At 64.5% G+C, this 18783-nt stretch carries 33 protein-coding genes; 23 read left to right on the forward strand and 10 right to left on the reverse strand.

Annotated features, from left to right (window positions below):
• Positions 1-50 precede the first annotated feature (50 nt).
• From OZN62_RS05220 to OZN62_RS05255, 8 genes are all read right to left on the reverse strand, one after another.
• A complete protein-coding gene (locus OZN62_RS05220; RefSeq protein WP_269101686.1) occupies positions 51-773 on the reverse strand; it encodes a DUF448 domain-containing protein in 723 nt (240 codons plus the stop codon).
• Entirely contained in the window at positions 754-2412 is a 1659-nt protein-coding gene (nusA, locus tag OZN62_RS05225; protein WP_269101687.1) for a transcription termination factor NusA, read from the reverse strand. The genes OZN62_RS05220 and nusA overlap by 20 nt, the downstream gene beginning before the upstream one ends.
• Complete coding sequence (rimP, locus tag OZN62_RS05230) at positions 2412-2972, reverse strand: ribosome maturation protein RimP (RefSeq protein ID WP_269101689.1); 561 nt, start codon at positions 2970-2972, stop codon at positions 2412-2414. The genes nusA and rimP overlap by 1 nt, the downstream gene beginning before the upstream one ends.
• 213 nt (positions 2973-3185) lie before the next feature.
• Positions 3186-3557, reverse strand: coding sequence for a hypothetical protein (locus OZN62_RS05235; RefSeq protein ID WP_269101690.1), 372 nt, complete (start codon positions 3555-3557; stop codon positions 3186-3188).
• A gap of 198 nt (positions 3558-3755) precedes the next feature.
• Positions 3756-4778 carry a phage shock protein operon transcriptional activator gene (gene pspF / locus OZN62_RS05240; RefSeq protein ID WP_269101692.1) on the reverse strand — a complete coding sequence of 341 codons (1023 nt, stop codon included), beginning with the start codon at positions 4776-4778 and terminating at the stop codon, positions 3756-3758.
• A 50-nt stretch (positions 4779-4828) separates the two neighbouring features.
• Positions 4829-5302 (reverse strand): hypothetical protein, encoded by a 474-nt coding sequence (locus OZN62_RS05245; protein ID WP_269101693.1) that lies wholly within the window; start codon positions 5300-5302, stop codon positions 4829-4831.
• Positions 5292-6119, reverse strand: coding sequence for a hypothetical protein (locus OZN62_RS05250; RefSeq protein WP_269101695.1), 828 nt, complete (start codon positions 6117-6119; stop codon positions 5292-5294). Before OZN62_RS05250 ends, OZN62_RS05245 begins: the two co-directional genes overlap by 11 nt.
• A 60-nt stretch (positions 6120-6179) precedes the next feature.
• Positions 6180-6347 (reverse strand): hypothetical protein, encoded by a 168-nt coding sequence (locus OZN62_RS05255; RefSeq protein WP_269101696.1) that lies wholly within the window; start codon positions 6345-6347, stop codon positions 6180-6182.
• A 90-nt stretch (positions 6348-6437) separates the two neighbouring features.
• On the opposite strand from OZN62_RS05255, the gene OZN62_RS05260 reads away from it, so the two are divergent.
• The 14 genes from OZN62_RS05260 (at position 6438) to OZN62_RS05325 (ending at position 11946) form a co-directional block, all read left to right on the forward strand.
• Positions 6438-7274, forward strand: coding sequence for a sterol desaturase family protein (locus tag OZN62_RS05260; protein ID WP_269101697.1), 837 nt, complete (start codon positions 6438-6440; stop codon positions 7272-7274).
• 144 nt (positions 7275-7418) lie between these two features.
• A complete protein-coding gene (locus tag OZN62_RS05265; protein ID WP_269101699.1) occupies positions 7419-7571 on the forward strand; it encodes a hypothetical protein in 153 nt (50 codons plus the stop codon).
• A 74-nt stretch (positions 7572-7645) separates the two neighbouring features.
• A complete protein-coding gene (gene pspA, locus OZN62_RS05270; protein ID WP_442864397.1) occupies positions 7646-8404 on the forward strand; it encodes a phage shock protein PspA in 759 nt (252 codons plus the stop codon).
• A 3-nt stretch (positions 8405-8407) separates the two neighbouring features.
• Complete coding sequence (gene pspB / locus OZN62_RS05275; RefSeq protein WP_269101700.1) at positions 8408-8704, forward strand: envelope stress response membrane protein PspB; 297 nt, start codon at positions 8408-8410, stop codon at positions 8702-8704.
• Entirely contained in the window at positions 8701-9078 is a 378-nt protein-coding gene (gene pspC / locus OZN62_RS05280) for an envelope stress response membrane protein PspC (RefSeq protein ID WP_269101701.1), read from the forward strand. The genes pspB and pspC overlap by 4 nt, the downstream gene beginning before the upstream one ends.
• A 34-nt stretch (positions 9079-9112) precedes the next feature.
• Positions 9113-9424: a hypothetical protein gene (locus OZN62_RS05285; RefSeq protein ID WP_269101702.1), complete on the forward strand. Its 312-nt coding sequence runs from the start codon at positions 9113-9115 to the stop codon at positions 9422-9424.
• Entirely contained in the window at positions 9425-9781 is a 357-nt protein-coding gene (locus OZN62_RS05290) for a hypothetical protein (RefSeq protein WP_269101703.1), read from the forward strand. It begins immediately after the preceding gene.
• Entirely contained in the window at positions 9781-10098 is a 318-nt protein-coding gene (locus tag OZN62_RS05295; protein WP_269101705.1) for a hypothetical protein, read from the forward strand. Before OZN62_RS05290 ends, OZN62_RS05295 begins: the two co-directional genes overlap by 1 nt.
• Positions 10098-10379, forward strand: a complete 282-nt coding sequence (locus OZN62_RS05300; RefSeq protein ID WP_269101706.1) for a hypothetical protein — start codon at positions 10098-10100, stop codon at positions 10377-10379. Before OZN62_RS05295 ends, OZN62_RS05300 begins: the two co-directional genes overlap by 1 nt.
• Positions 10376-10639, forward strand: coding sequence for a hypothetical protein (locus OZN62_RS05305; protein WP_269101707.1), 264 nt, complete (start codon positions 10376-10378; stop codon positions 10637-10639). The genes OZN62_RS05300 and OZN62_RS05305 overlap by 4 nt, the downstream gene beginning before the upstream one ends.
• A gap of 37 nt (positions 10640-10676) precedes the next feature.
• Positions 10677-10916, forward strand: a complete 240-nt coding sequence (locus tag OZN62_RS05310; RefSeq protein WP_269101709.1) for a hypothetical protein — start codon at positions 10677-10679, stop codon at positions 10914-10916.
• A gap of 23 nt (positions 10917-10939) precedes the next feature.
• On the forward strand, positions 10940-11347 hold the full coding sequence (locus OZN62_RS05315) for a SufE family protein (RefSeq protein ID WP_269101710.1): 408 nt from the start codon (positions 10940-10942) through the stop codon (positions 11345-11347).
• 3 nt (positions 11348-11350) lie between these two features.
• Positions 11351-11701 (forward strand): YbaN family protein, encoded by a 351-nt coding sequence (locus OZN62_RS05320; protein ID WP_269101712.1) that lies wholly within the window; start codon positions 11351-11353, stop codon positions 11699-11701.
• Between the two features lie 86 nt (positions 11702-11787).
• Positions 11788-11946 carry a YqaE/Pmp3 family membrane protein gene (locus OZN62_RS05325; protein ID WP_269101714.1) on the forward strand — a complete coding sequence of 53 codons (159 nt, stop codon included), beginning with the start codon at positions 11788-11790 and terminating at the stop codon, positions 11944-11946.
• Between the two features lie 69 nt (positions 11947-12015).
• Here the strand turns inward: OZN62_RS05325 and OZN62_RS05330 are convergent, their stop codons facing one another.
• On the reverse strand, positions 12016-12537 hold the full coding sequence (locus tag OZN62_RS05330; RefSeq protein ID WP_269101715.1) for a sterol desaturase family protein: 522 nt from the start codon (positions 12535-12537) through the stop codon (positions 12016-12018).
• Positions 12538-12577: 40 nt separating this feature from the next.
• Positions 12578-13003, reverse strand: a complete 426-nt coding sequence (locus OZN62_RS05335) for an acyl-CoA thioesterase (RefSeq protein WP_269101716.1) — start codon at positions 13001-13003, stop codon at positions 12578-12580.
• 99 nt (positions 13004-13102) lie between these two features.
• Between OZN62_RS05335 and leuC the strand changes: the two genes are divergently transcribed.
• From leuC to OZN62_RS05380, 9 genes are all read left to right on the forward strand, one after another.
• The gene (leuC, locus tag OZN62_RS05340) at positions 13103-14545 is read left to right on the forward strand and encodes a 3-isopropylmalate dehydratase large subunit (RefSeq protein WP_269101718.1); all 1443 of its coding nucleotides are present in this window, start codon (positions 13103-13105) and stop codon (positions 14543-14545) included.
• Positions 14532-15047 (forward strand): DNA-deoxyinosine glycosylase, encoded by a 516-nt coding sequence (locus OZN62_RS05345; protein WP_269101719.1) that lies wholly within the window; start codon positions 14532-14534, stop codon positions 15045-15047. The genes leuC and OZN62_RS05345 overlap by 14 nt, the downstream gene beginning before the upstream one ends.
• Positions 15048-15053: 6 nt before the next feature.
• Complete coding sequence (locus OZN62_RS05350; RefSeq protein WP_269101722.1) at positions 15054-15212, forward strand: isopropylmalate isomerase; 159 nt, start codon at positions 15054-15056, stop codon at positions 15210-15212.
• Positions 15212-15829, forward strand: a complete 618-nt coding sequence (leuD, locus tag OZN62_RS05355) for a 3-isopropylmalate dehydratase small subunit (RefSeq protein ID WP_442864392.1) — start codon at positions 15212-15214, stop codon at positions 15827-15829. The genes OZN62_RS05350 and leuD overlap by 1 nt, the downstream gene beginning before the upstream one ends.
• Positions 15830-15880: 51 nt before the next feature.
• Positions 15881-16204, forward strand: a complete 324-nt coding sequence (locus OZN62_RS05360) for a DUF1476 domain-containing protein (protein WP_269101723.1) — start codon at positions 15881-15883, stop codon at positions 16202-16204.
• A 5-nt stretch (positions 16205-16209) separates the two neighbouring features.
• Complete coding sequence (locus OZN62_RS05365; RefSeq protein ID WP_269101725.1) at positions 16210-16443, forward strand: BolA/IbaG family iron-sulfur metabolism protein; 234 nt, start codon at positions 16210-16212, stop codon at positions 16441-16443.
• 32 nt (positions 16444-16475) lie between these two features.
• Positions 16476-16805, forward strand: coding sequence for a Grx4 family monothiol glutaredoxin (grxD, locus tag OZN62_RS05370; protein ID WP_269101726.1), 330 nt, complete (start codon positions 16476-16478; stop codon positions 16803-16805).
• Between the two features lie 105 nt (positions 16806-16910).
• Positions 16911-17789: a hypothetical protein gene (locus OZN62_RS05375; RefSeq protein ID WP_269101727.1), complete on the forward strand. Its 879-nt coding sequence runs from the start codon at positions 16911-16913 to the stop codon at positions 17787-17789.
• Between the two features lie 13 nt (positions 17790-17802).
• Positions 17803-18420 (forward strand): SOS response-associated peptidase, encoded by a 618-nt coding sequence (locus OZN62_RS05380; RefSeq protein WP_269101729.1) that lies wholly within the window; start codon positions 17803-17805, stop codon positions 18418-18420.
• Positions 18421-18783: the final 363 nt, after the last annotated feature.

An 18783-nucleotide genomic window follows, 5' to 3' on the forward strand; every position in this document is an offset into this window, starting at 1 on the left:
CGTACTAATCCTTCAAATTCAAACAGTCACGCTGGCCCTTGCGGGTAGCGTCATCCGCCACCCGGCGAGTTCATGGTCGAGGCCGCAGTCGCGACCCCCAGAAAGGTCTGTAGACGCGCCAGCGGCTGTGCGACCCGCTGCGCCGATTTCGCATCGGCAAGCGCCAGGTGGACAACATTTTGGCGGCCCAATGCCACAGACAGGGCCTCGCGGTCCAGAGGCAGGGTTTCTCCGCGCCGCCCCGAACCTTCCTCGTCGAGGCCGACGCGCCAGGCCTGGTCCAGCTTGCGGCGCCCGTCCTCTTGCGCATCGCTGGCGTGGTAGAGGGCGGCCACCGCCCCCATCCGCGCCTCGTTGGCGATCCGGTCGGACCCCAAGATAAGGCGTCCGGCGCGCATTTCGAGACCCAGCCTGTCGAGCACGGCGCGTTTCAGTGCCGTTTCCGTCCTTGTAGGCAAGTCCTCGGGGATCGAGATGTCGCCGGTCTTGAACGCGCGGGACAGCGCGCCTTTCAACTTGCCGCTGGCAATCGCCTCGGCAAGCTCCGCTTTCGTGACGCCCACCCAGGCCCCGCGGCCGGGAGCCTTGGCCAGCGCATCGGGCAGGACGTCACCGTCGGGCGAAAGCGCCAGGCGCACGAGGTCGTCGCGCGCCGAGCTGTCTCCGGTGAGCACGCAGCGCCGCTCGCTCCCCGCCTTGGCATGCTTGCCCTGGGGGGAGGTGGCGGCTTCGGTTTCAGGCGAGCCTAATGTGTCATTGCGAGGATTCCGCATCGGCGGCCTCCTCTGCTGCGGAATCGGCAGCCGGGGCTGCGTCTTCTTCGTCTTCGAACCAGTGCGCGCGGGCGGCCATGATGATCTCGTTGCCCTGCTCTTCGGTCAGGCCGAAGGCGCCGAGCACGCCGCCCTTGTCCTGCTCGCGCTGCGGCCGACGCGTCGGCGGGCCGTCAGCCGACTGGCGACGACGCGGTGCCTCGCGACGCTTGGCGATCAGTTCGTCGGTGGCGAGATCGGCCAGGTCGTCGAGATCCTTGATCCCGGCCTTGCCCAGCACGACCAGCATTTCCTCGGTCAGGTGCGGGATTTCGGCCAGCGCATCGTCGACGCCCAGTTCGCGGCGCGCTTCGCGGTGCGCGGCTTCCTGGCGCTCAAGCGCTTCCTTGGCGCGGCTCTGCAATTCCTCGGCCAGCTCCTCGTCGAAACCCTCGATCGTGGCCAGTTCCTCCAGCGAGACGTAGGCCACTTCCTCCAGCTCGGCGAAGCCTTCGGCCACCAGCAGCTGCGACAGGGTTTCGTCGACGTCGAGCTCGTCCTCGAACATCTTCGAACGCTCGGCAAATTCCTTGCTACGCTTCTCCGAGGCTTCTTCCTCGGTCATGATGTCGATCTGGCTGTCGGTCAGCTGGCTGGCCAGACGCACGTTCTGGCCGCGACGGCCGATGGCCAGCGACAGCTGGTCGTCCGGGACCACCACTTCGATGCGGCTCTCGTCCTCGTCCAGCACCACGCGCGAAACGGTGGCGGGCTGGAGGGCGTTCACGACGAAGGTGGCGGTGTCTTCCGACCACGGGATGATGTCGATCTTCTCGCCCTGCAGTTCCTGCACCACGGCCTGCACGCGGCTACCCTTCATGCCGACGCAGGCGCCGACCGGGTCGATGGAGGAATCGTGGCTGATCACGCCGATCTTGGCGCGGCTGCCCGGATCGCGGGCGGCGGCCTTGATTTCGATAATGCCGTCGTAGATTTCCGGCACTTCCTGCGCGAACAGCTTCTTCATGAATTCCGGATGCGCGCGGGACAGGAAGATCTGCGGGCCGCGGTTGTTGCGTTCCACCTTCATGATCAGCGCCCGCACGCGCTCGCCCACACGGGCGGCTTCGCGGGGGATCTGCTGGTCGCGGCGGATCACGCCCTCGGCCCGGCCGAGGTTGACGATCACGTGGCCGAATTCGACCGACTTGATCACGCCGGTGATGACTTCGCCGGCGCGGTCCTTGAATTCTTCGTACTGGCGCTCGCGCTCGGCATCGCGAACCTTCTGGAAGATCACCTGCTTGGCGCTCTGCGCGTCGATACGGCCGAGGTCGTCCATGGCCGGCAGCGGATCGACGATGAAGTCACCCACCTTGCTGCCCGGCTCCAGCTTCTGGGCCTGCTCGACGTCGACCTGCTTGAAGTAGTCGTCGACTTCCTCGACCACCTCGACCACACGCCACAGGCGCAGGTCACCGGTGACCGGGTCGAGCTTCGCGCGGATGTCGTTCTCCTGGCCGAAACGCGCACGCGCGGCCTTCTGGATCGCTTCTTCCATCGCTTCGATGACGATGCCTTTGTCGATCATCTTCTCCGATGCGACGGAGTTGGCGATCGCGAGCAGCTCGGCCTTGTTGGCGGAAATGGGACTGGCCATCAGTCGTTAGCCTCTTCTTCCTCGTTGAGTTCTTCAATGTCTTCGACGCCCGACATGTCGAGCGGCTGGGTCGCGGCGACCAGCTTGTCCGTATAGACAAGCTGCGCCGAGTGAATCTTGTTGAGCGGCACCGCGATGCGGCCCGCCTTGGCATCCTCGATGGATACCACGTCGCCTTCAATCCCGACCAGTTCGCCGGTCAGGTTGCGGTGGCCGTCGATCTTCTCGGCCAGCGCGATCTTGGCTTCGTGACCTGCCCAGTTGGCAAAGTCCTTCGGCCGGGTCAGCGGCCGTTCGATCCCGGGGCTGCTGACTTCGAGGTTGTATGCGCCCTCGACCAGTTCCTCGCCGGCTTCCTCGATCAGGTCGATCTGCTCGGAAATGGCGCGCGAAAGGGCGGCGCATTGTTCCACCACCAGCTGCCCGGTGGCAGGATCCTCCGCCATGATCTGCAGCGTGCGCTCGTCGCCCGACCCGGTCATCTTCACGCGCACGAGTTCGAATCCGAGCTTCTCGGCTTCGGGTTCGATCACTTGTGTCAGGCGCGCGATATCGGCCATTCGGTCTCCGTTGCTTACGCCGCATTACGGACAAGAGCCTTGGTGCCGGCCCCTTGCGGCGCCAGCATCCAGAGATTGTCACGACAATGTCGGGATGGCGGCTATGTAGGGCGCGCCAAGGGTAAAAGCAATATGCGAAATGCCAGCTGCAAAATGTGAATGCCGTATCGCCCGCCCGACAGGATCGGCGGGAGCCGTGGCAATCGGGCGGGCCTAGTTGTTGCCGCCGGTGCCCCGGACAATACGCCCCGCGCGGCGCGGTTCGGAATCTTCCGCCAGGTCGCCGCCGGACGTCGTGCCGGCACCCCAGCCCCCGGCTTCTTCCTCGTAGAGCTCGGTGACAGGATCTCCGAAGTCCCCGACGACGTACTCGTCCTCGCCAAGCGTTTCCGTGGAGCCGGCATCGCCAGTCGTCGAGGTGGACGTATCCACGGGTGACCCGCCCGAGAAGACAATGGAAATGGCGCTGCCGCGGTCATCGCTGTCGTCATAGCCTGACAGCCCGAACCAGCCGATGACGGCAATGGCACCGAAGAAGGCGGTCACGCTGATGGCGATGCCCAGCTTCTCGTTGCGACTGCGCATGCGCTTGCTGCCGATTTGGGAGGGATTGCTGTTGGACCGAGCTATCGACATGGGCTTCCCAGTAAGATTTCATCTTGCCCGCGATTGCCGGTCATGGCCGCGCGGGGAGACCTTTTGGCCGTTGTTTTGGTGAATTCTTCCTAGAAGGGATTTCCTAAGCCGCGATTAACTCACGGCCGCCGGCAAGCGGTGGTGCGGCTACTGGCTGAGGCCGTGCTTCTTGATGCAATGCCGCAGCTGGTCGTAGGTCAGCCCCAGCGCCTTGGCAGTCTGCCTTTGGTTCCAGCGGTTTGCACCCAATGCATGTTCGACAATGGCGCGTTCGTGCGCATCGACCGCGGATCGCAGATCGTCGATCTTGTCGAGGCGCGGCTGCGCCGGAGCGGAATTGCCCGACTGTGCCGCCTGCGCCTGGCTCGCCTGCGGGTTGGCGCCGGGAAGCGGCTTCCAGGGCGAATCGAAGGGGTCGAACACCACTTCGCCGATCGGCTGTTCCCAGCTGTCCCAGCGATAGATGGCGCGCTCCACCACGTTGCGCAGTTCGCGCACGTTGCCCGGCCACGGATGGTTCTCGAGAGCTTCGGATACATGGTCGGCGAAGCCCGGCCATTCTTCCCAGCCAAGTTCAGCGGCCATGCGGCGACCGAAATAGTCTGCCAGCACGGGAATATCGCCCTCGCGCACACGCAGCGGCGGCAGGGTGATCACCTCGAAGCTGAGCCGGTCGAGCAGGTCGGCGCGGAAAGTGCCTTCCTCCGCACGCTTGGGCAGGTCTTCGTTGGTGGCCGCCACGATCCGCACGTCGACCCGGGTGGCGCGCGAAGCGCCGATGCGGGTCACCTCGCCATATTCGACGGCGCGCAGCAACCGTTCCTGCGCGCCCATCGACAGCGTACCCAGTTCGTCGAGAAACAACGTACCCCGGTCGGCTTCCTCGAACCTGCCCGCGCGCGCTCTGGTAGCACCGGTGAAGGCACCCTGTTCGTGGCCGAACAGTTCGGCCTCGATCAGCGTTTCGGGCAGCGCCGCACAATTCATCACGACCAGCGGCTCTTCCCAGCGGTCGGACAGGCGATGGAGGCGTTCGGCGATCAGTTCCTTGCCGGTACCGCGTTCGCCGATGACGAGCACGGGGCGGCGCATAGGTGCCGCACGGCTGGCGCGCTCGACAGCATCGAGGAAAGCGCCGGACTGGCCGATAAATTGATTATCCCGCTCCATCGCCAAGATATAGGAATTATCGCCAACAATTGGCAAGCCACTTGGGCGAATTAACGGGTAAAAGTCATCCGCAGGTCGCCAAAGTCCAGGGTGCCTACTTCACAACCGGGCTCAGCCGCGACCAGGATGACCGGCGTGAACGGAGACTCGATGCCGAAGGATGTCAGGTAGCGGTGAACGTACTGGCCTACGAGCGGCTCCAGCCGCGGGTAGTCCTCGATGAAGCCGCCGTAGTGGACAAAGGCGCCCCGTCCGTCCGGCTGGAGGCGAAAGAAGGCATCCGTTTTCGCCCCGTGGAAGACCTCGGCAGCGGCAGACAGGTGGCAGTCCGATCGCTGCGCTTCGACGGCGCGCAGCGTTCCCACGCGCACGGGCCGGGTGGAATAGCCGGCAGCCTGCAGATGCGTCGCCAGTTCGGCCTGAAACCGGTCGAGGTCGGGGCGCGGTGCCTGGTCGCCGCTCGCCAGCCGCAAGCCCAGCGTTGCCATGGCCAGCGTCGCGAAGAGGACGAGGCTAGCGCGCATCCGGCTGGCTCCGCATGACGGCGAAGCCGACGATCGGCGCCATCACCAGCAAAGTGGCATAACCGAACAGCGTGGCCCCGCCGCCCTTGTGTAGCCATTCGAAGTGCTCGGGATAATGTGCCATCGCGGCCAGCCGAGCGCCATTGACCAGCACCACCGCCAAGCCGGCCACCAGCATGCCGCCCTTCAGCCAGGGGCCGAACTTCGCCCCCATCAGACCGGCCAGCGAAAGCGCCAGCACGATCACCATGGTCAGGTTGTTGAAGGCAGAGCAGCCCGGCATGATCAGCAGGTCGAGCTGCCCCTCTGACGTCTGGATGACATTACCGGACACGGGGTTTCCTGCCAGCGTCGCCCCCAGCCAGGCATCGAGCGGCAGCAGTTCGGTGCCGAACAGGTTGAGCGCCAGCGGTCCCAGCAGCAGCGGCCCGCCCAGCGACAGGGTGATGGCGCCGATCCAGCGCGCCTGGCTGCCGCGCGCGGCGGTGATGAAGAGGTAGGCAGCTCCGCCCAGCATCGCCCCCACTGCCGGTGCACGGGTAGGCAGCAGGCAGGCCAGCACCACTAGACCCACCACCACCAGATCGCGCGAAGAGGCTCGCAGGCCGTCCTCGCTGTCCAGCCCCAGCTTGACGATGGCGTAGAGCGCGAACCACACGATCGCGCTGATACCGAACAGCCCGATGACGGCGGCGGCAAGGCCGTCCTCCAGCGAACCGATGATGCGATGCGACGCGGCGTTGAGGACAGCGACGGCAAGCACCACCGCGAACAGTTCGGTCCGACAGGGAATGTGTCGGCCGATGCTATCGCCCACCACAATTGCTCCGCGATTTATCCGGTCGCGCGACTGTGCGCGACGCGCACCTGCCGACGCTTACTTGCGCCGCGCGCGGGCCCGCATCCAGGTGTAGCCTGCGCCGAGCGCCGCCAGGGCACCAAGGCCGATGCCTGCTTCCGGACCCGGTGCGGCAACCACGCCGGCCAGTGCCGGTGCCGTCGGCACGGTAATTGCGGCAGCGATGAAGAAAAGACGTCCACGCATGTTCTACCCCCTGTAAACAACTGGTCATTCCGACCCCATTGGCAGACGCAAACTTGCCACGAATAAAGAGTTTCCGCAATGGTCGCTCACATGGACGGTTTTGCCGACAATCTGGCACTCGAGCGGTTCGGCGACTTTCTGAGCGCCCAGGCCCTGCTGATCTATTGTGTCCTGGTGGTCGCCTTCGCCATGGTCGAATTGGCCTTGCCGGATCGCCAGCGCGGCCGGGCGGTCGCGGGCAAGCGCAATGTGGTGAACTTCGCACTCGGCCTTATCGGCATGGGATTGCTGGGCCTTTTCCCCGTGGGCACGCTGGCATCGGCCCTGCTCGCACGCGAGGAGCAGTGGGGCCTGTTCAACCACGTTGACGCCCATCCGGTGCTGGTGCTGCTGGCGGCGATCGCGACGCAGACCTTCGTGCTCTACTGGATTCACCGCGCCACCCATGCATTCAGGCCGCTGTGGAGAATCCACCGCGTACACCATGCCGACACCACGCTCGACCTGTCGACCGGCCTGCGCCACCACCCGGTGGAGGTGCTGCTGACTGCCCCGTTCCACTACGCCGTGGTCATCGCCCTCGGCCTGCCCGTCTGGGCTGCGCTGCTGACGGACTTCCTGATGTTCGCGGGATCGCTGTTCAAGCACCTCGATATCGCCTTGCCGCGCCGACTTGAGCGGGCGCTCGGCACCATCTTCGCCACTCCGGCGCTGCACCGCTACCATCATTCCGAGAAGGTGGCGGAAACCGACTCCAATTTCGGCAATCTCGTGATCATATGGGACAGGCTGTTCGGCACCTATCACGCCCCGCAACCGCAAGGTCCGGCGCGGATCGGCCTGGGCACCGAGCACGACGGCGTGGCCGACCGGTTGGGATGGCAATTGCGGTTGCCATTGCAGGACCCTCCGAGAAAATTCCCATAGGTTGGGATTTTTCACCACATTCGGGTATTCTTCGCCATAGGTTAATGGCGAAAATGCTCTGAAACCCCTGAAATTGCGTCACTTTCCAAAATTGGCACGCTGCTTGCTATTAATGGGGCAGAAAGGGTTTAGGAGGAAATTCCAATGTTCGATCAACGCTTCTTCTCCAGCAAGCTCGGCCACGCCGCGCTGGTAAGCATTGCCGCGATGGTCGCCTTCACGATTTTTGCCGGTGTGCTGCCCGCCGCCGAAGCGCAGTCGATGCTGATCGGCTCGCCGATGGTGGAACTGGCGTGACCGACGCTAATCGCAACCCTTTGGCTCCGTTGGGACGCGGACAGGCCGGGAATGGCAATCGCCTCGATCGCGAGATCGAGCGGCTGCGCACCAGCCCCACTCCCACGGCCAATTCGCTCAATATCGGAGGTCCCTTGATGGGCATTTTCTCTCGTACACGCGATATTATCGCCGCCAATTTCAACGAACTTCTCGACCAGGCTGACGACCCGTCGAAGATGATCCGCATGATCATCCTCGAAATGGAGGAAACGCTGGTGGAAGTCCGGGCCAGCGCCGCGCGCACGATTGCCGACCAGAAGGAAATGCATCGCCACACGGTCAAGCTGGACCGGCTGCAGGCCGACTGGACCGAAAAGGCGCAGCTGGCGCTGTCGAAGGACCGCGAGGACCTGGCCCGCGCCGCGCTTATGGAAAAGCGCAAGGCCGCCGACATGGCCGAGCAGCTGAAGCAGGAGATCAAGGTGCTCGACGACGCGCTGCGCGCCTACGAGCAGGACATCGCCAAGCTGCAGAACCGCCTGCGCGAAGCCCGTAGCCGGCAGGCGCAGATCGCCGCCCGCCTCGAAAGCGCGGAAAACCGCGTGAAGCTGCGCAGCCTGATGACCAGCGACCGGGTGGAAGAGGCGCATACCCGCTTCGACCAGCTGGAACGCCGCGTCGACTACGCCGAAGGCCGCGCCGAGGCCCTGGGCATCGCCCAGGAAGGGCAGAAGACACTCGCCGACGAATTCGCGGCCCTCGAAGGCAGCGAGAAGGTCGACGACGAACTGGAGGAAATGAAGCGCGCGCTTGGAAAAGGCAGCGACGCCAAGAAGGACGAAGGGGAATAACTCGTGGAAGAACTCATCATCATTCCGGCCATCTTTATCGGCCTGCCGTGGATCGTGATGCACTACATCACCAAGTGGAAGACCGCTGCCACCATCACCACCGATGACGAGGCGCTGCTGGAAGAACTCTACCAGCTCGCCAAGCGCCTGGACGAACGGATGGACACGGTCGAGCGCCTGGTCGCTTCGGATAACCCCGACTTCCAGCCCGCCCGCATCACCCACAACAAGGCCATCGACAACGTACCGCTGCGCGAGCTGGAGGAAATGCTCGCCGAAAAGAAAGGAGAACGCGCATGAACAGCCCCCGCACCACGCTTTACCGGGACAAGGTGAATGCCAAGCTGATGGGCGTGTGCGCAGGCATCGCCGACTACACCGGCGTGCATGTCCTGTGGGTTCGCCTGGCCGCCATCTTCCTGATGTTCGCCACCAGCGGCGGTGTCATCCCGGCATATCTCATCGCCGGCCTGCTGCTGAACAAGAAGCCCGCGCATCTCTACGGCGCGCCGGAAGAGAACCAGTACTGGCAGCGCGTTCGCCAGAGCCCGCGTCGCACCGCTCGCGAAATCCGCGCGCAGATGAAGGACGTCGACCGGCGCCTGGCCGAAGTGGAAACCTACTACGTGTCCGCCAACCCGCGCCTGTCGCAGGAAATCGAACAGCTGCGCTGAGCGGCGCACCAACACCGAAGGGGGGACTTGCAACATGGGCGAACTGATCCCGATCGTCGCCATCATCATGGGCTGCGGCATCCCGATCACCGCGATCTGGGCCAACCACAAGCGGAAGATCGCCGAGATGCAGGTCGATGCCACGGCCGCCAACACGGCAGAGCGCGCAGCGCAGTACGCCAGCCACGTGCAGGAACTGGAAGACCGGGTGCGGGTGCTCGAACGCATCGTCACCGACAAGGGCTACGACGTGGCCACCCAGATCGAGGCCTTGCGCGACCAGCGCCGGGTCGATGAAGCAGGCAGCGGGGTCCAGCTCGACTTCGCCAAGAAGGAGGAAGCATAAATGAGCTGGGGAGGCCCCGAATTCGTCATCGCCATCATCGCGCTGAGCATGGCCGGCTGGGTCGTGAACACCTGGATCCGCGCGCGCCATGGCTATCCGCTGGAAGACGAGTGGTTCGGCATGACGGAGAAGTCCGAGAAGGTCGACACGGCGGAAACTGAGCGCCTGCGCGACCAGAACCAGCAGCTCCGCAACATCGTGGAGCGGATGGAAGACCGCATGGTCGTGCTGGAACGCATCGTCACCGACAAGGGCTACACCGTCGCCGAGGAGATCGAGGCGTTGCGCGACAAACCGGCGCGCCGGGCTGACGACGCAGGTGTTCCGCTCAACATCAAGGACAGGGAGCAGGTCTGATGGATTTCGGAGTCATCACTCCCGCTGTCATGGGACTCGGGGTCGTATCGATCTCGATCGGCTGGGTCATCAACACCTGGATCCGCGTGAAGCACGGCTACCCGCTGGAATCGAGCTGGGGCAAGGCGGTTTATCCGCGCACCTCCAACGAGGCGGACGAGCGCGTGAAACTGCTGACGCAGGAAAATGCTGCCCTGCGCGCCGAACTCGGCTCGATGAAGGACCGGCTTTCGAACGTGGAACGCATCGTCACCGACAGCGGCTACCGCCTGACGCATGAAATCGAGAATCTGCGCGACACGAAGGAGGCCAACTGATGGATCCGGACCTGACCCTGATCTTCGCCTTCATCCTGACGTTGCTGATGATCATCCTGCCGTTTGCCTACCTGATCAACAAGAAGGTGGCCGAGCACGAGGAACGCAAGCTGGAACTGAAGGCCCGCATCGAGGAGGCCAAGGCCGCCCAGCTGCGCGATAACCGCCAGGTGGACGACCTGCTGGAAGACCGGGTGCGCGTGCTGGAACGCATTGCCACCGACCGCTCGCCCGCCCTCGCCGCCGAGATCGAGGACCTGCGCAAGGAGAAGGTGCAGTGAGTTCCTGGCTCGTCATCATTCTGGTCGCCGCCATCGTCACGGCCGGCTGGGTCATGGTCGAACGCGACCGTCGCAAGCACGGGATCACCCGCGACTGGATGGGGAACGAGTCCCGCGAGGGTCCACAGGAAGACATCGAGAAGAAGATGCTCGAGAGCGAAGTCGAAGAACTGCGCGAACGGGTGAAGGTACTGGAACGCATCGCCACCGATCCGGCTCGCCGGACGGCGGAAGAAATCGAGAAATTGCGCGACGAGTAGTCGTCGCGCGCAGGGATACCCGCGAAGGGAGGATCATATGACGCAAATCGACCTGTTGATCGCCGCCAGCAGCCTCCTTGCAATTGGCATGCTGACCGCCGGTGCGCTGATGGGCTGGCAGGGCTGGCTCGCACTCAAGAACCGCGAGCTGGAGATGCACAAGCTGCCCCGCGAGATGGATGGCGGATCGCGCGAGGGCATGGCGCGAATCGAGATCGCCGACCTCAAGGAACGCATCCGCAAGCTGGAAGCCATCGCAAACGGGGTGGACCTCTGACGCGCAGCCACTAGATGCGCCTCATGCGATCACTCCAGGACATTCACGAAGAATACGACTTCCTCGACGGCGACGAGCGCTATCGCCTGCTGATCGAGCTGGGCCGCGAGCTGGACCCGATGCCCGCCGCGCTCAAGACCGACGCCACGCTGGTGCGCGGCTGCTCGGCGCAGGTCTGGGTCTATCCCACCGGTGAGGCCGACAAGCTGCATTTCCTGGCGGACAGCAACGCCGCGATCACCAAGGGCATCGTCGCACTGGTGATTTCCGCCGTGCAGGACAGGCCCGCACAGGAAGTCGCCGGCATGGACGTCATGGGCGCGCTGGAGCCCTTCGACCTGAAGAACCAGCTATCCTCCAACCGCACGCAGGGCGTGCCCAACATGATCGCGCTGGTGCAGGAACACGCCGCGCGCATCGCAGGCGGCTGAGCCATGACGCGGCCGTTATGGGTAGCGGCTGGTTTCGTGCTGTTTGCGCTGGGGTGGATCGGCATGGTGATGCCGATGATGCCCGGCTTCGTCTTCCTGCTGGGTGCGCTTTACTGCTTCGCCCGCGGTAATCCCGCGTTGGAGAAATGGATGCTGGAGCATCCCACCTACGGCCCCGCCCTGCGCAACTGGCGCGACCATCGCCGCATTGCCCGAAAGAGCAAGGTGGCCGCTCTCTCCGTCATGGTGCTGGCCGGGGTGCTGTCAGGCGTGTTCGCAGGCTTCCCGGTGGCGATCGTGCCGATTGCCATCATGACGCTGGTGGCGGGCTGGATCTGGACCCGGCCAGAGTAGCCGCGCGCACCTTTTCTCGGAACGCGGCCCCGTGCAGGCCGTTGAAAAGGCAACCGGAGGGGGCAATTCTTTCAGGAGATTACCCCATGGCAATTCTGATCCTTATCGCCACCGTCCTCATCCCGCCGCTGGGCGTTGCCGCCAAGCACGGTTTCACGGGGACGACACTGCTGAACCTCGTGCTGACGCTGCTGGGCTACATCCCTGGCGTGATCCACGGGCTCTATGTGAACTACGCGAAGTAAGCTGAACCGCCCTGCAAAAGCGCCGGGATCCGCAAGGGCTCCGGCGCTTCCGTTTGTGGTTTCGGCAGATCAGGCGCCGGCGCTGTCGCGCACCACGGCGATGCCGGCTTCACGCTGGCGCTTCAGCTCGGCCTTCAACTTGGCCGGATCGCGGGCGAAGACGAAGCCGAAGCTCACCCCGCCCTCCTTGCCGATGGTGGCGTGGTGCAGCTTGTGTGCCTGCACCAGCCGCTTGGCGTAGCCCTTCTTGGGCACCCAGCGGAAATAGCGCTGGTGAACCAGCCCGTCGTGCACCAGCGTATAGATGATGCCGTAACCCAGGATACCGAGGCCGATCCAGGTGGCGGGCCACCAGGCATTCGCCCCCATCACCATGGGGCTGCCCAGCGCGAACATGGAAATGCTCATCGCCGCGCCGACCACGGCGTAGAGATCGTTCTTCTCCAGCACGTTGTCGTGCGGTTCGTGATGGTCGCGGTGCCAGCCCCAGCCGAAGCCGTGCATGATGTACTTGTGGCTCGCCCAAGCGACCCACTCCATCGCGACGATGGTGGCCAACACGATCAGGACAGGGACGACGATTTCGCTCATGTCGACAATATAGGCCTTCTCGGGCAGCCCCGAAAGGCGGTTATTCGGGCAGGTGCGGCGTCTGCTTGCGCGGCAGGCCGAAGAATCGCTCGGCCACGTCGCGGCTGATGCGCGCCGGGCGCAGCGTCTCGCTGTCGAGGCAGCACCACATCGACTGCACTTCCGCCAGCACTTCCTCGCCGCGCTTGATCACCGTGTTGTAGACGCTGCGCGCCCCGGCGATTTTTTCCAGCACCGTTTCGGCGATCACGTCATCATCGAGAAAGGCCGGACGGCGATAGGTGATCTCATGCTTGATCGCGACCCAGGCCTTGCTCGCCACCTCTTCAGCAGGGGCCAGCTTCTGCCAGTGCTGCAGCACCACGTCCTGCACCCAGTTCAGGTACCTGGAATTGTTCACGTGCCCCATGAAATCGATGTCATCGGGGAGGATCTTGATCGGAATTGCGAAAGGCTTGGCTGACATACGTGTAAGTTAGGCGGGAAATCTTAAATTTCCAAGACACCAAAAAGCCTTTTTTCGCACTTCTTGGCGAAGGGGCCGCCGCACGCTAAGGGGCACCGCATGGCCAGCAAACCGCGCACCCTGTACGAGAAGATCTTCGACGCCCACGTTATCGAACGGCGCGACGATGGCACCTGCCTGGTCTTCATCGACCGGCACCTGGTGCACGAAGTCACCAGCCCGCAGGCGTTCGAAGCGCTGCGGATGAAGGACCGCACGGTCCGCCATCCCGAACTGACGCTGGCGGTGCCGGACCACAACCTGCCCACCACGGCGCGCGTCGATGCGGAAGGCAAGCGCATTCCCATCGCCGACAAGGAAAGCCGCGAACAGCTCGCCGCGCTGGAGCGCAACGCGCCCGAATTCGGCGTGCGCTATTTCGATGCGACCGCCAAGCAGCAGGGCATCGTCCACGTTGTCGGCCCCGAACAGGGCTTCTCGCTGCCGGGCACCACCATCGTCTGCGGCGACAGCCACACGGCGTGCCATGGCGGCCTGGGCGCCTGGGCCTTTGGTATCGGCACCAGCGAGGTGGAGCACGTGCTCGCCACGCAGACGCTGCTGCTGCGCCCGTCGAAGACGATGGAAGTGCGCGTCGAGGGCGAACTTGGTGCCGGCGTCACCGCCAAGGACCTGATCATGCACATCATCGGCACGATCGGCACGGCGGGCGGCACCGGGCACGTGATCGAATATCGCGGCAAGGTGTTCGAGGACATGAGCATCGAAGGCCGCCTGACGGTCTGCAACATGAGCATCGAGGGCGGCGCGCGTGGAGGCATGATCGCGCCGGACGAAAAGACCTTCGAATATCTCAAGGGCCGCCCGCTCGCCCCCAAGGGCGAGGAATGGGATGCCGCTGTCGCCTACTGGAAGACGCTCTACACTGATCCCGACGCCGAGTTCGACAAGTCGGTGGTGATCGACGCCTCCGAGATCGAGCCGAGCGTGACCTGGGGCACCAGCCCGGAAGACGTGGTGCCGATCGGCGGCGTGGTTCCCTCGCCCGACAGCTTTGCCGACCCGTCGAAGCAGGCCGCCGCGCAGGCGAGCCTCGACTACATGGGCCTGGAGCCCGGCACCCCGATGCGCGAGGTGGAGGTACAGAACATCTTCATCGGCAGTTGCACCAACAGCCGCATAGAAGACCTGCGCGCCGCCGCCGAAGTGCTGCGCGGTCGCAAGAAGCACCCCAACATCAAGTGGGGCATCGTCGTCCCAGGCTCGGGCCTGGTGAAGATGCAGGCCGAAGCCGAAGGGCTGGACAAGGTGTTCATCGACGCCGGCCTCGAATGGCGCGAACCGGGCTGCTCGGCCTGCCTCGGCATGAACCCTGACAAGGTGCCTGCCGGTGAACGCAGCGCATCCACCAGCAACCGCAATTTCGTCGGTCGCCAGGGGCCGGGTGCGCGCACCCACCTCGTCAGCCCGGCGATGGCCGCGGCTGCGGCAGTGACCGGCCGCCTCACCGACGTGCGCGACCTGGTGCGTGAGCCAGCGTAAGAGCAGCTTCGCACCCGTCGTCGACGAACACACGCGGGTCCTGATCCTCGGCAGCCTGCCCGGCGAACGCTCGCTGGCCGAGCAGCGCTACTATGCCCATCCGCGCAACCTGTTCTGGCAGCTTGTCGGCGAAGTAATCGGGCAGGATCTGGCGGCAATGGGCTACGAGGATCGCCTGTCCCGGCTTCTCCGGTCAGGCATCGGTCTGTGGGACGTGGTCGGCAGCGGCCGCAGACAGGGCAGTCTCGACAGCGCCATCCGGGAGGTGAAGGCCAACCCGCTCGGCGAGTTGGTCGAGGGCCTGCCGCAACTGCGCGCCGTCGCCTTCAACGGCCAGAAGGCCGCCACTTTAGGGCAACGATTGCTGGCCGAACGCGCGCCGGAACTGCTGCGCCTGCCCTCCTCCAGCCCGGCCTATGCGGCGATGCGCCGGGAGGAAAAGCAAAAGCATTGGCTGGCATTGCGCGATTTTCTTGAAACACCGCGCGCCGAGGGCCATTGAGTAGATATGACAGACAGTTTTCCCAAGAAGGCCGCCATCGCCGGCGCCATCGGTTCGGCGGCCGTTGCCGCTGCCCTGCTGTACGTGAACCGCCGCAAGAAGAAGGGCAACGAGCCGGATCAGCTCCCGCCCATCCCCAGCGGCGAAAAGCCGGAAACCGACTGATGGCCAAGGCCGTGTCGAAGGTGGACCAGGTTGAAGGGCGGGCGATTCCGTTCGGGCGCAAGAACGTCGACACCGACCTGATCATCCCTGCCCGCTGGCTGAAGACCGTCAGCCGCGAAGGCCTGGGCCAGGGTGCGTTCGAAGCCGTGCGCGCCGATAACCCCGACAACATATTCGACCAGCCTGAATTCGCCAATGCGCCGATCCTGATCGCGGGCGACAATTTTGGCTGTGGCTCCAGCCGTGAACATGCCGCCTGGGCGCTGCTCGACATGGGCGTGCGCGCCGTGATCGCGCCCAGCTTCTCCGACATCTTCGCCGGCAACGCGTTCAAAAACGGCATCCTGACCGTGGCCTTGCCGCAGGACCAGGTGGACCGTCTGCTGGAAGTCGCGGCGACCGATCCGATCACCATCGATCTCGAATCGCAGACGGTGACCACGCCGTTCCAGGATCGCTTCGCCTTCGACATCGACCCCTTCCGCAAGTACTGCCTGCTGGAAGGGCTGGACGAAGTCGGCCTGACTTTGACCCGCAACGAAGCGATTGCAGACTACGAACAGCGACTGGCCGCGGATAAGCCCTGGCTGGTACGCGGCACCGGGATTGCAGCCTGAGGGCGCTTGGCGCTATCGGGCAGCCAACATTTTGACGAGGACGGAAATACAATGACCGATTTCAAGGATCGCGAACGCGCCGAAGAAGCCAAGTTCGCCATGGACGAGGAAACCGCCTTCCGCGTGGCCGCGCGCCGCAACCGCCTGCTGGGCGAATGGGCCGCTGGCGTGATGAACCTCACTCCGGAAGAGACCGAGGCCTACAAGAAGGCCGTGGTGCAGGCCGACTTCGAGGAAGCCGGCGACGAAGACGTGATCCGCAAGCTGCTGGGCGACCTGACCGGGGCCGGCTGCGACGTCGACGAGGCGCAGGTGCGCGCGCAGCTGGAAGAAAAGGCCATCGAGGCCAAGCGCCAGCTGATGAGCGAGTCCTAAGCCAGATGCCAATGCCCGCCGCCCAGATCGAGGCGCTGATCAAGGCCGCCATCCCCGATGCGACGGTCGAGATCGAGGCGCTGGTCGATGATAACGACCATTGGCTGGCTCGCGTTACCTCGGCAGAGTTCGCCGGGAAAAGCCGCGTGCAGCAGCACAAGATGGTCCACGCGGCACTGGGCGGAAGGCTCGGCGGTGAACTCCACGCCTTGCAACTGCACACCAGCGTGCCCAACTGAGGCCTACGCACACAAGAACACTGGTGGAACCAATGTCGGATACCAACGAACGCATCTCCAAGCTGGTCGGCGAAAATGACGTCGTCCTGTTCATGAAGGGCACTCCGCTCTTCCCGCAATGCGGCTTTTCCAACCGCGCCGTCTCGATCCTCGATCACTGCAACGTGCAGTTCGAGAGCGTCGATGTGCTGCAGGACATGGAAATCCGCCAGGGCATCAAGGCCTATTCGGACTGGCCCACCATTCCGCAGCTCTACGTGAAGGGCGAATTCGTCGGCGGCAGCGACATCATGATGGAGATGTTCGAAGCCGGCGAACTGCAGCAGCTGCTGGACGAGAAGCAGGTCGCCAAGGCGTCCTGAGGCCTGTCCTCCTGCATTCCGGACACTTGCACGGACCGCCATTGGCGGTCCGTTTGCGTTCAGCTAGGCAGCGCTAGAGGCGTCTGCCTTGTCCCGGGAGTTTGCATGATCCGCCACCTGCTTGCCGCCAGCCTGTTGTTCGCCGCGCCTGCCTCGCTTGCCGCGCAGGAGACCCTGCCGGACAACCTTGCCGAGCGCATGGCCGGAGCCCGCTCTGCCGAGGCAACAGCGCGCCAGATGGGCGAGGTCTTGCAGGCCAACGCCATCGCCCAGCGCCAGTATGCCGGGATGGTCGCGGGCGACCTTGGCGGCGGTTATCGCGGCGCGCTGTCGCTCCCCGGAGAAGACCTCGGCGTATGGCTGACGACCATCGTCGGCCAGCCGGGCGGCGAGGACGCGCCGCTGGTAGCCCTCGCGGAATACGAGATCGCCCAGGGCGAAATCCTGGCCGAGACCATCTTCCCCGCCGGACAGGCTCCCGTGCTCGACGGCGACAGGGTCGCCATGGCCCGGGCGCAGATCGTCGCGCCCCGCGCCGTGATCGCCGCGCCCGAAGCCAGCTTCTGCCACGATGGCGAAGATGCCGGGGAAAGCGACCGCACCTCGGTCACCTATCTCACCCTCGCCATGCCCCCACGCGAGGACGGCTCGTTCGAAGCCTATGTGCTCAACGGCCCGTTCGAAGGCTCGGCCATGCCGCTGGGCAAGCACTATCGGGTCGATTTCGACGAATTCGGCGTGATCGGATCGCCGGAACTGCTCACCGACACCTGCGAGATCGTGCGCTGGGCAGAGGACGACCCCGAACTGGCGATGAGCGTCTACGTGACCGAATTCGACGCCGGCCAGTGGCCCAACGAGATCCATGCCTTCATCTCGGCACAGTTGCCGATGAGCATGGGGGTGGTGACCGGCGACATCATCTGGCCCATGGCCGGCGGGATGATCGCCCCGCCCGTCCCCGCCGCCGAAGCCGGCTACTAAGGGACCGCGGGCGATGTGCAACCTCTACAAGATGTCCAAGTCGCAGGACGAGGTGGCGCATTTCTTCGATGCCATCGCGCAGGACCTGTCGGTCGGCCCGGCGGGCAATGCGCCCGAAATGGTCTATCCCGGATATCCCGGCATGGTGCTGACCGACGGCAAGCTGGGGCAGATGACCTGGGGCTTCCCGCTCCAGCGCAAGGGCGCCAAGGGCCAGCCGCTGAAGCCGAAGCCGGTCAACAATGCCCGGTCGGACAAGCTTTCCAGCCCCTTCTGGTCCGCCAGCTTCCGCGAACGGCGCTGCCTGATCCCGGTCTCCGCCTTTGCCGAAGCCGAGGGGCCTAGGGGCGGCAAAACCCGCACGTGGCTATCCTTGCCGGACTGCGACCTGATGGCGATGGCGGGCCTGTGGCGCGATACTGCCGAATGGGGCGCGGCATATACCATGGTGATCACCGAACCCAACGAGCAGGTGCGCAGCGTGCACGATCGCATGCCGGTAATCCTGCCCCCGGACGCGTGGCAGCAATGGCTGCACGGCACCCCGCAAGAAGCCTTCCAGCTTTGCCGGCCCTATGCCGGCGCGATGCAGATCGATCGCACGGACGAGCCCTGGGCGGGCCGGCGCTAGTCTCTATCGATTTTTCGGAGAGGGGTCTTCGGGGAGGCGGAGCCGGGAGACTTGGTTGGGGACCAGGGGATCGGCCCCGCCTCGTTTCGAAGACCTCGTTGGGTACGCCGAATATATTGCACGCGCCGTGCCAGTTTTGCCGAACAAAGGATTCCTGCGGAAGACGATGGTTCGCGAAAAGTTAACGGGGGGCGGGCGTGTAAAAATTCCCGACTCTTCTGGCTTTTCGCTCGCGCATCCGCGCCAGCGTCCTCGGTGCCATTCGCTCCGCTTCGCTGCGCGGCACCTGCGGGCGGCCACTTGGCCTTGCGGTCGTTGGCACGACCGAACTCAGCACTGTTGGAATGTTCGATACGGTCCCCA

It is taken from the genome of Aurantiacibacter sp. MUD11, assembly GCF_026967575.1.
In the GTDB taxonomy this organism is placed as follows: domain Bacteria; phylum Pseudomonadota; class Alphaproteobacteria; order Sphingomonadales; family Sphingomonadaceae; genus Alteraurantiacibacter.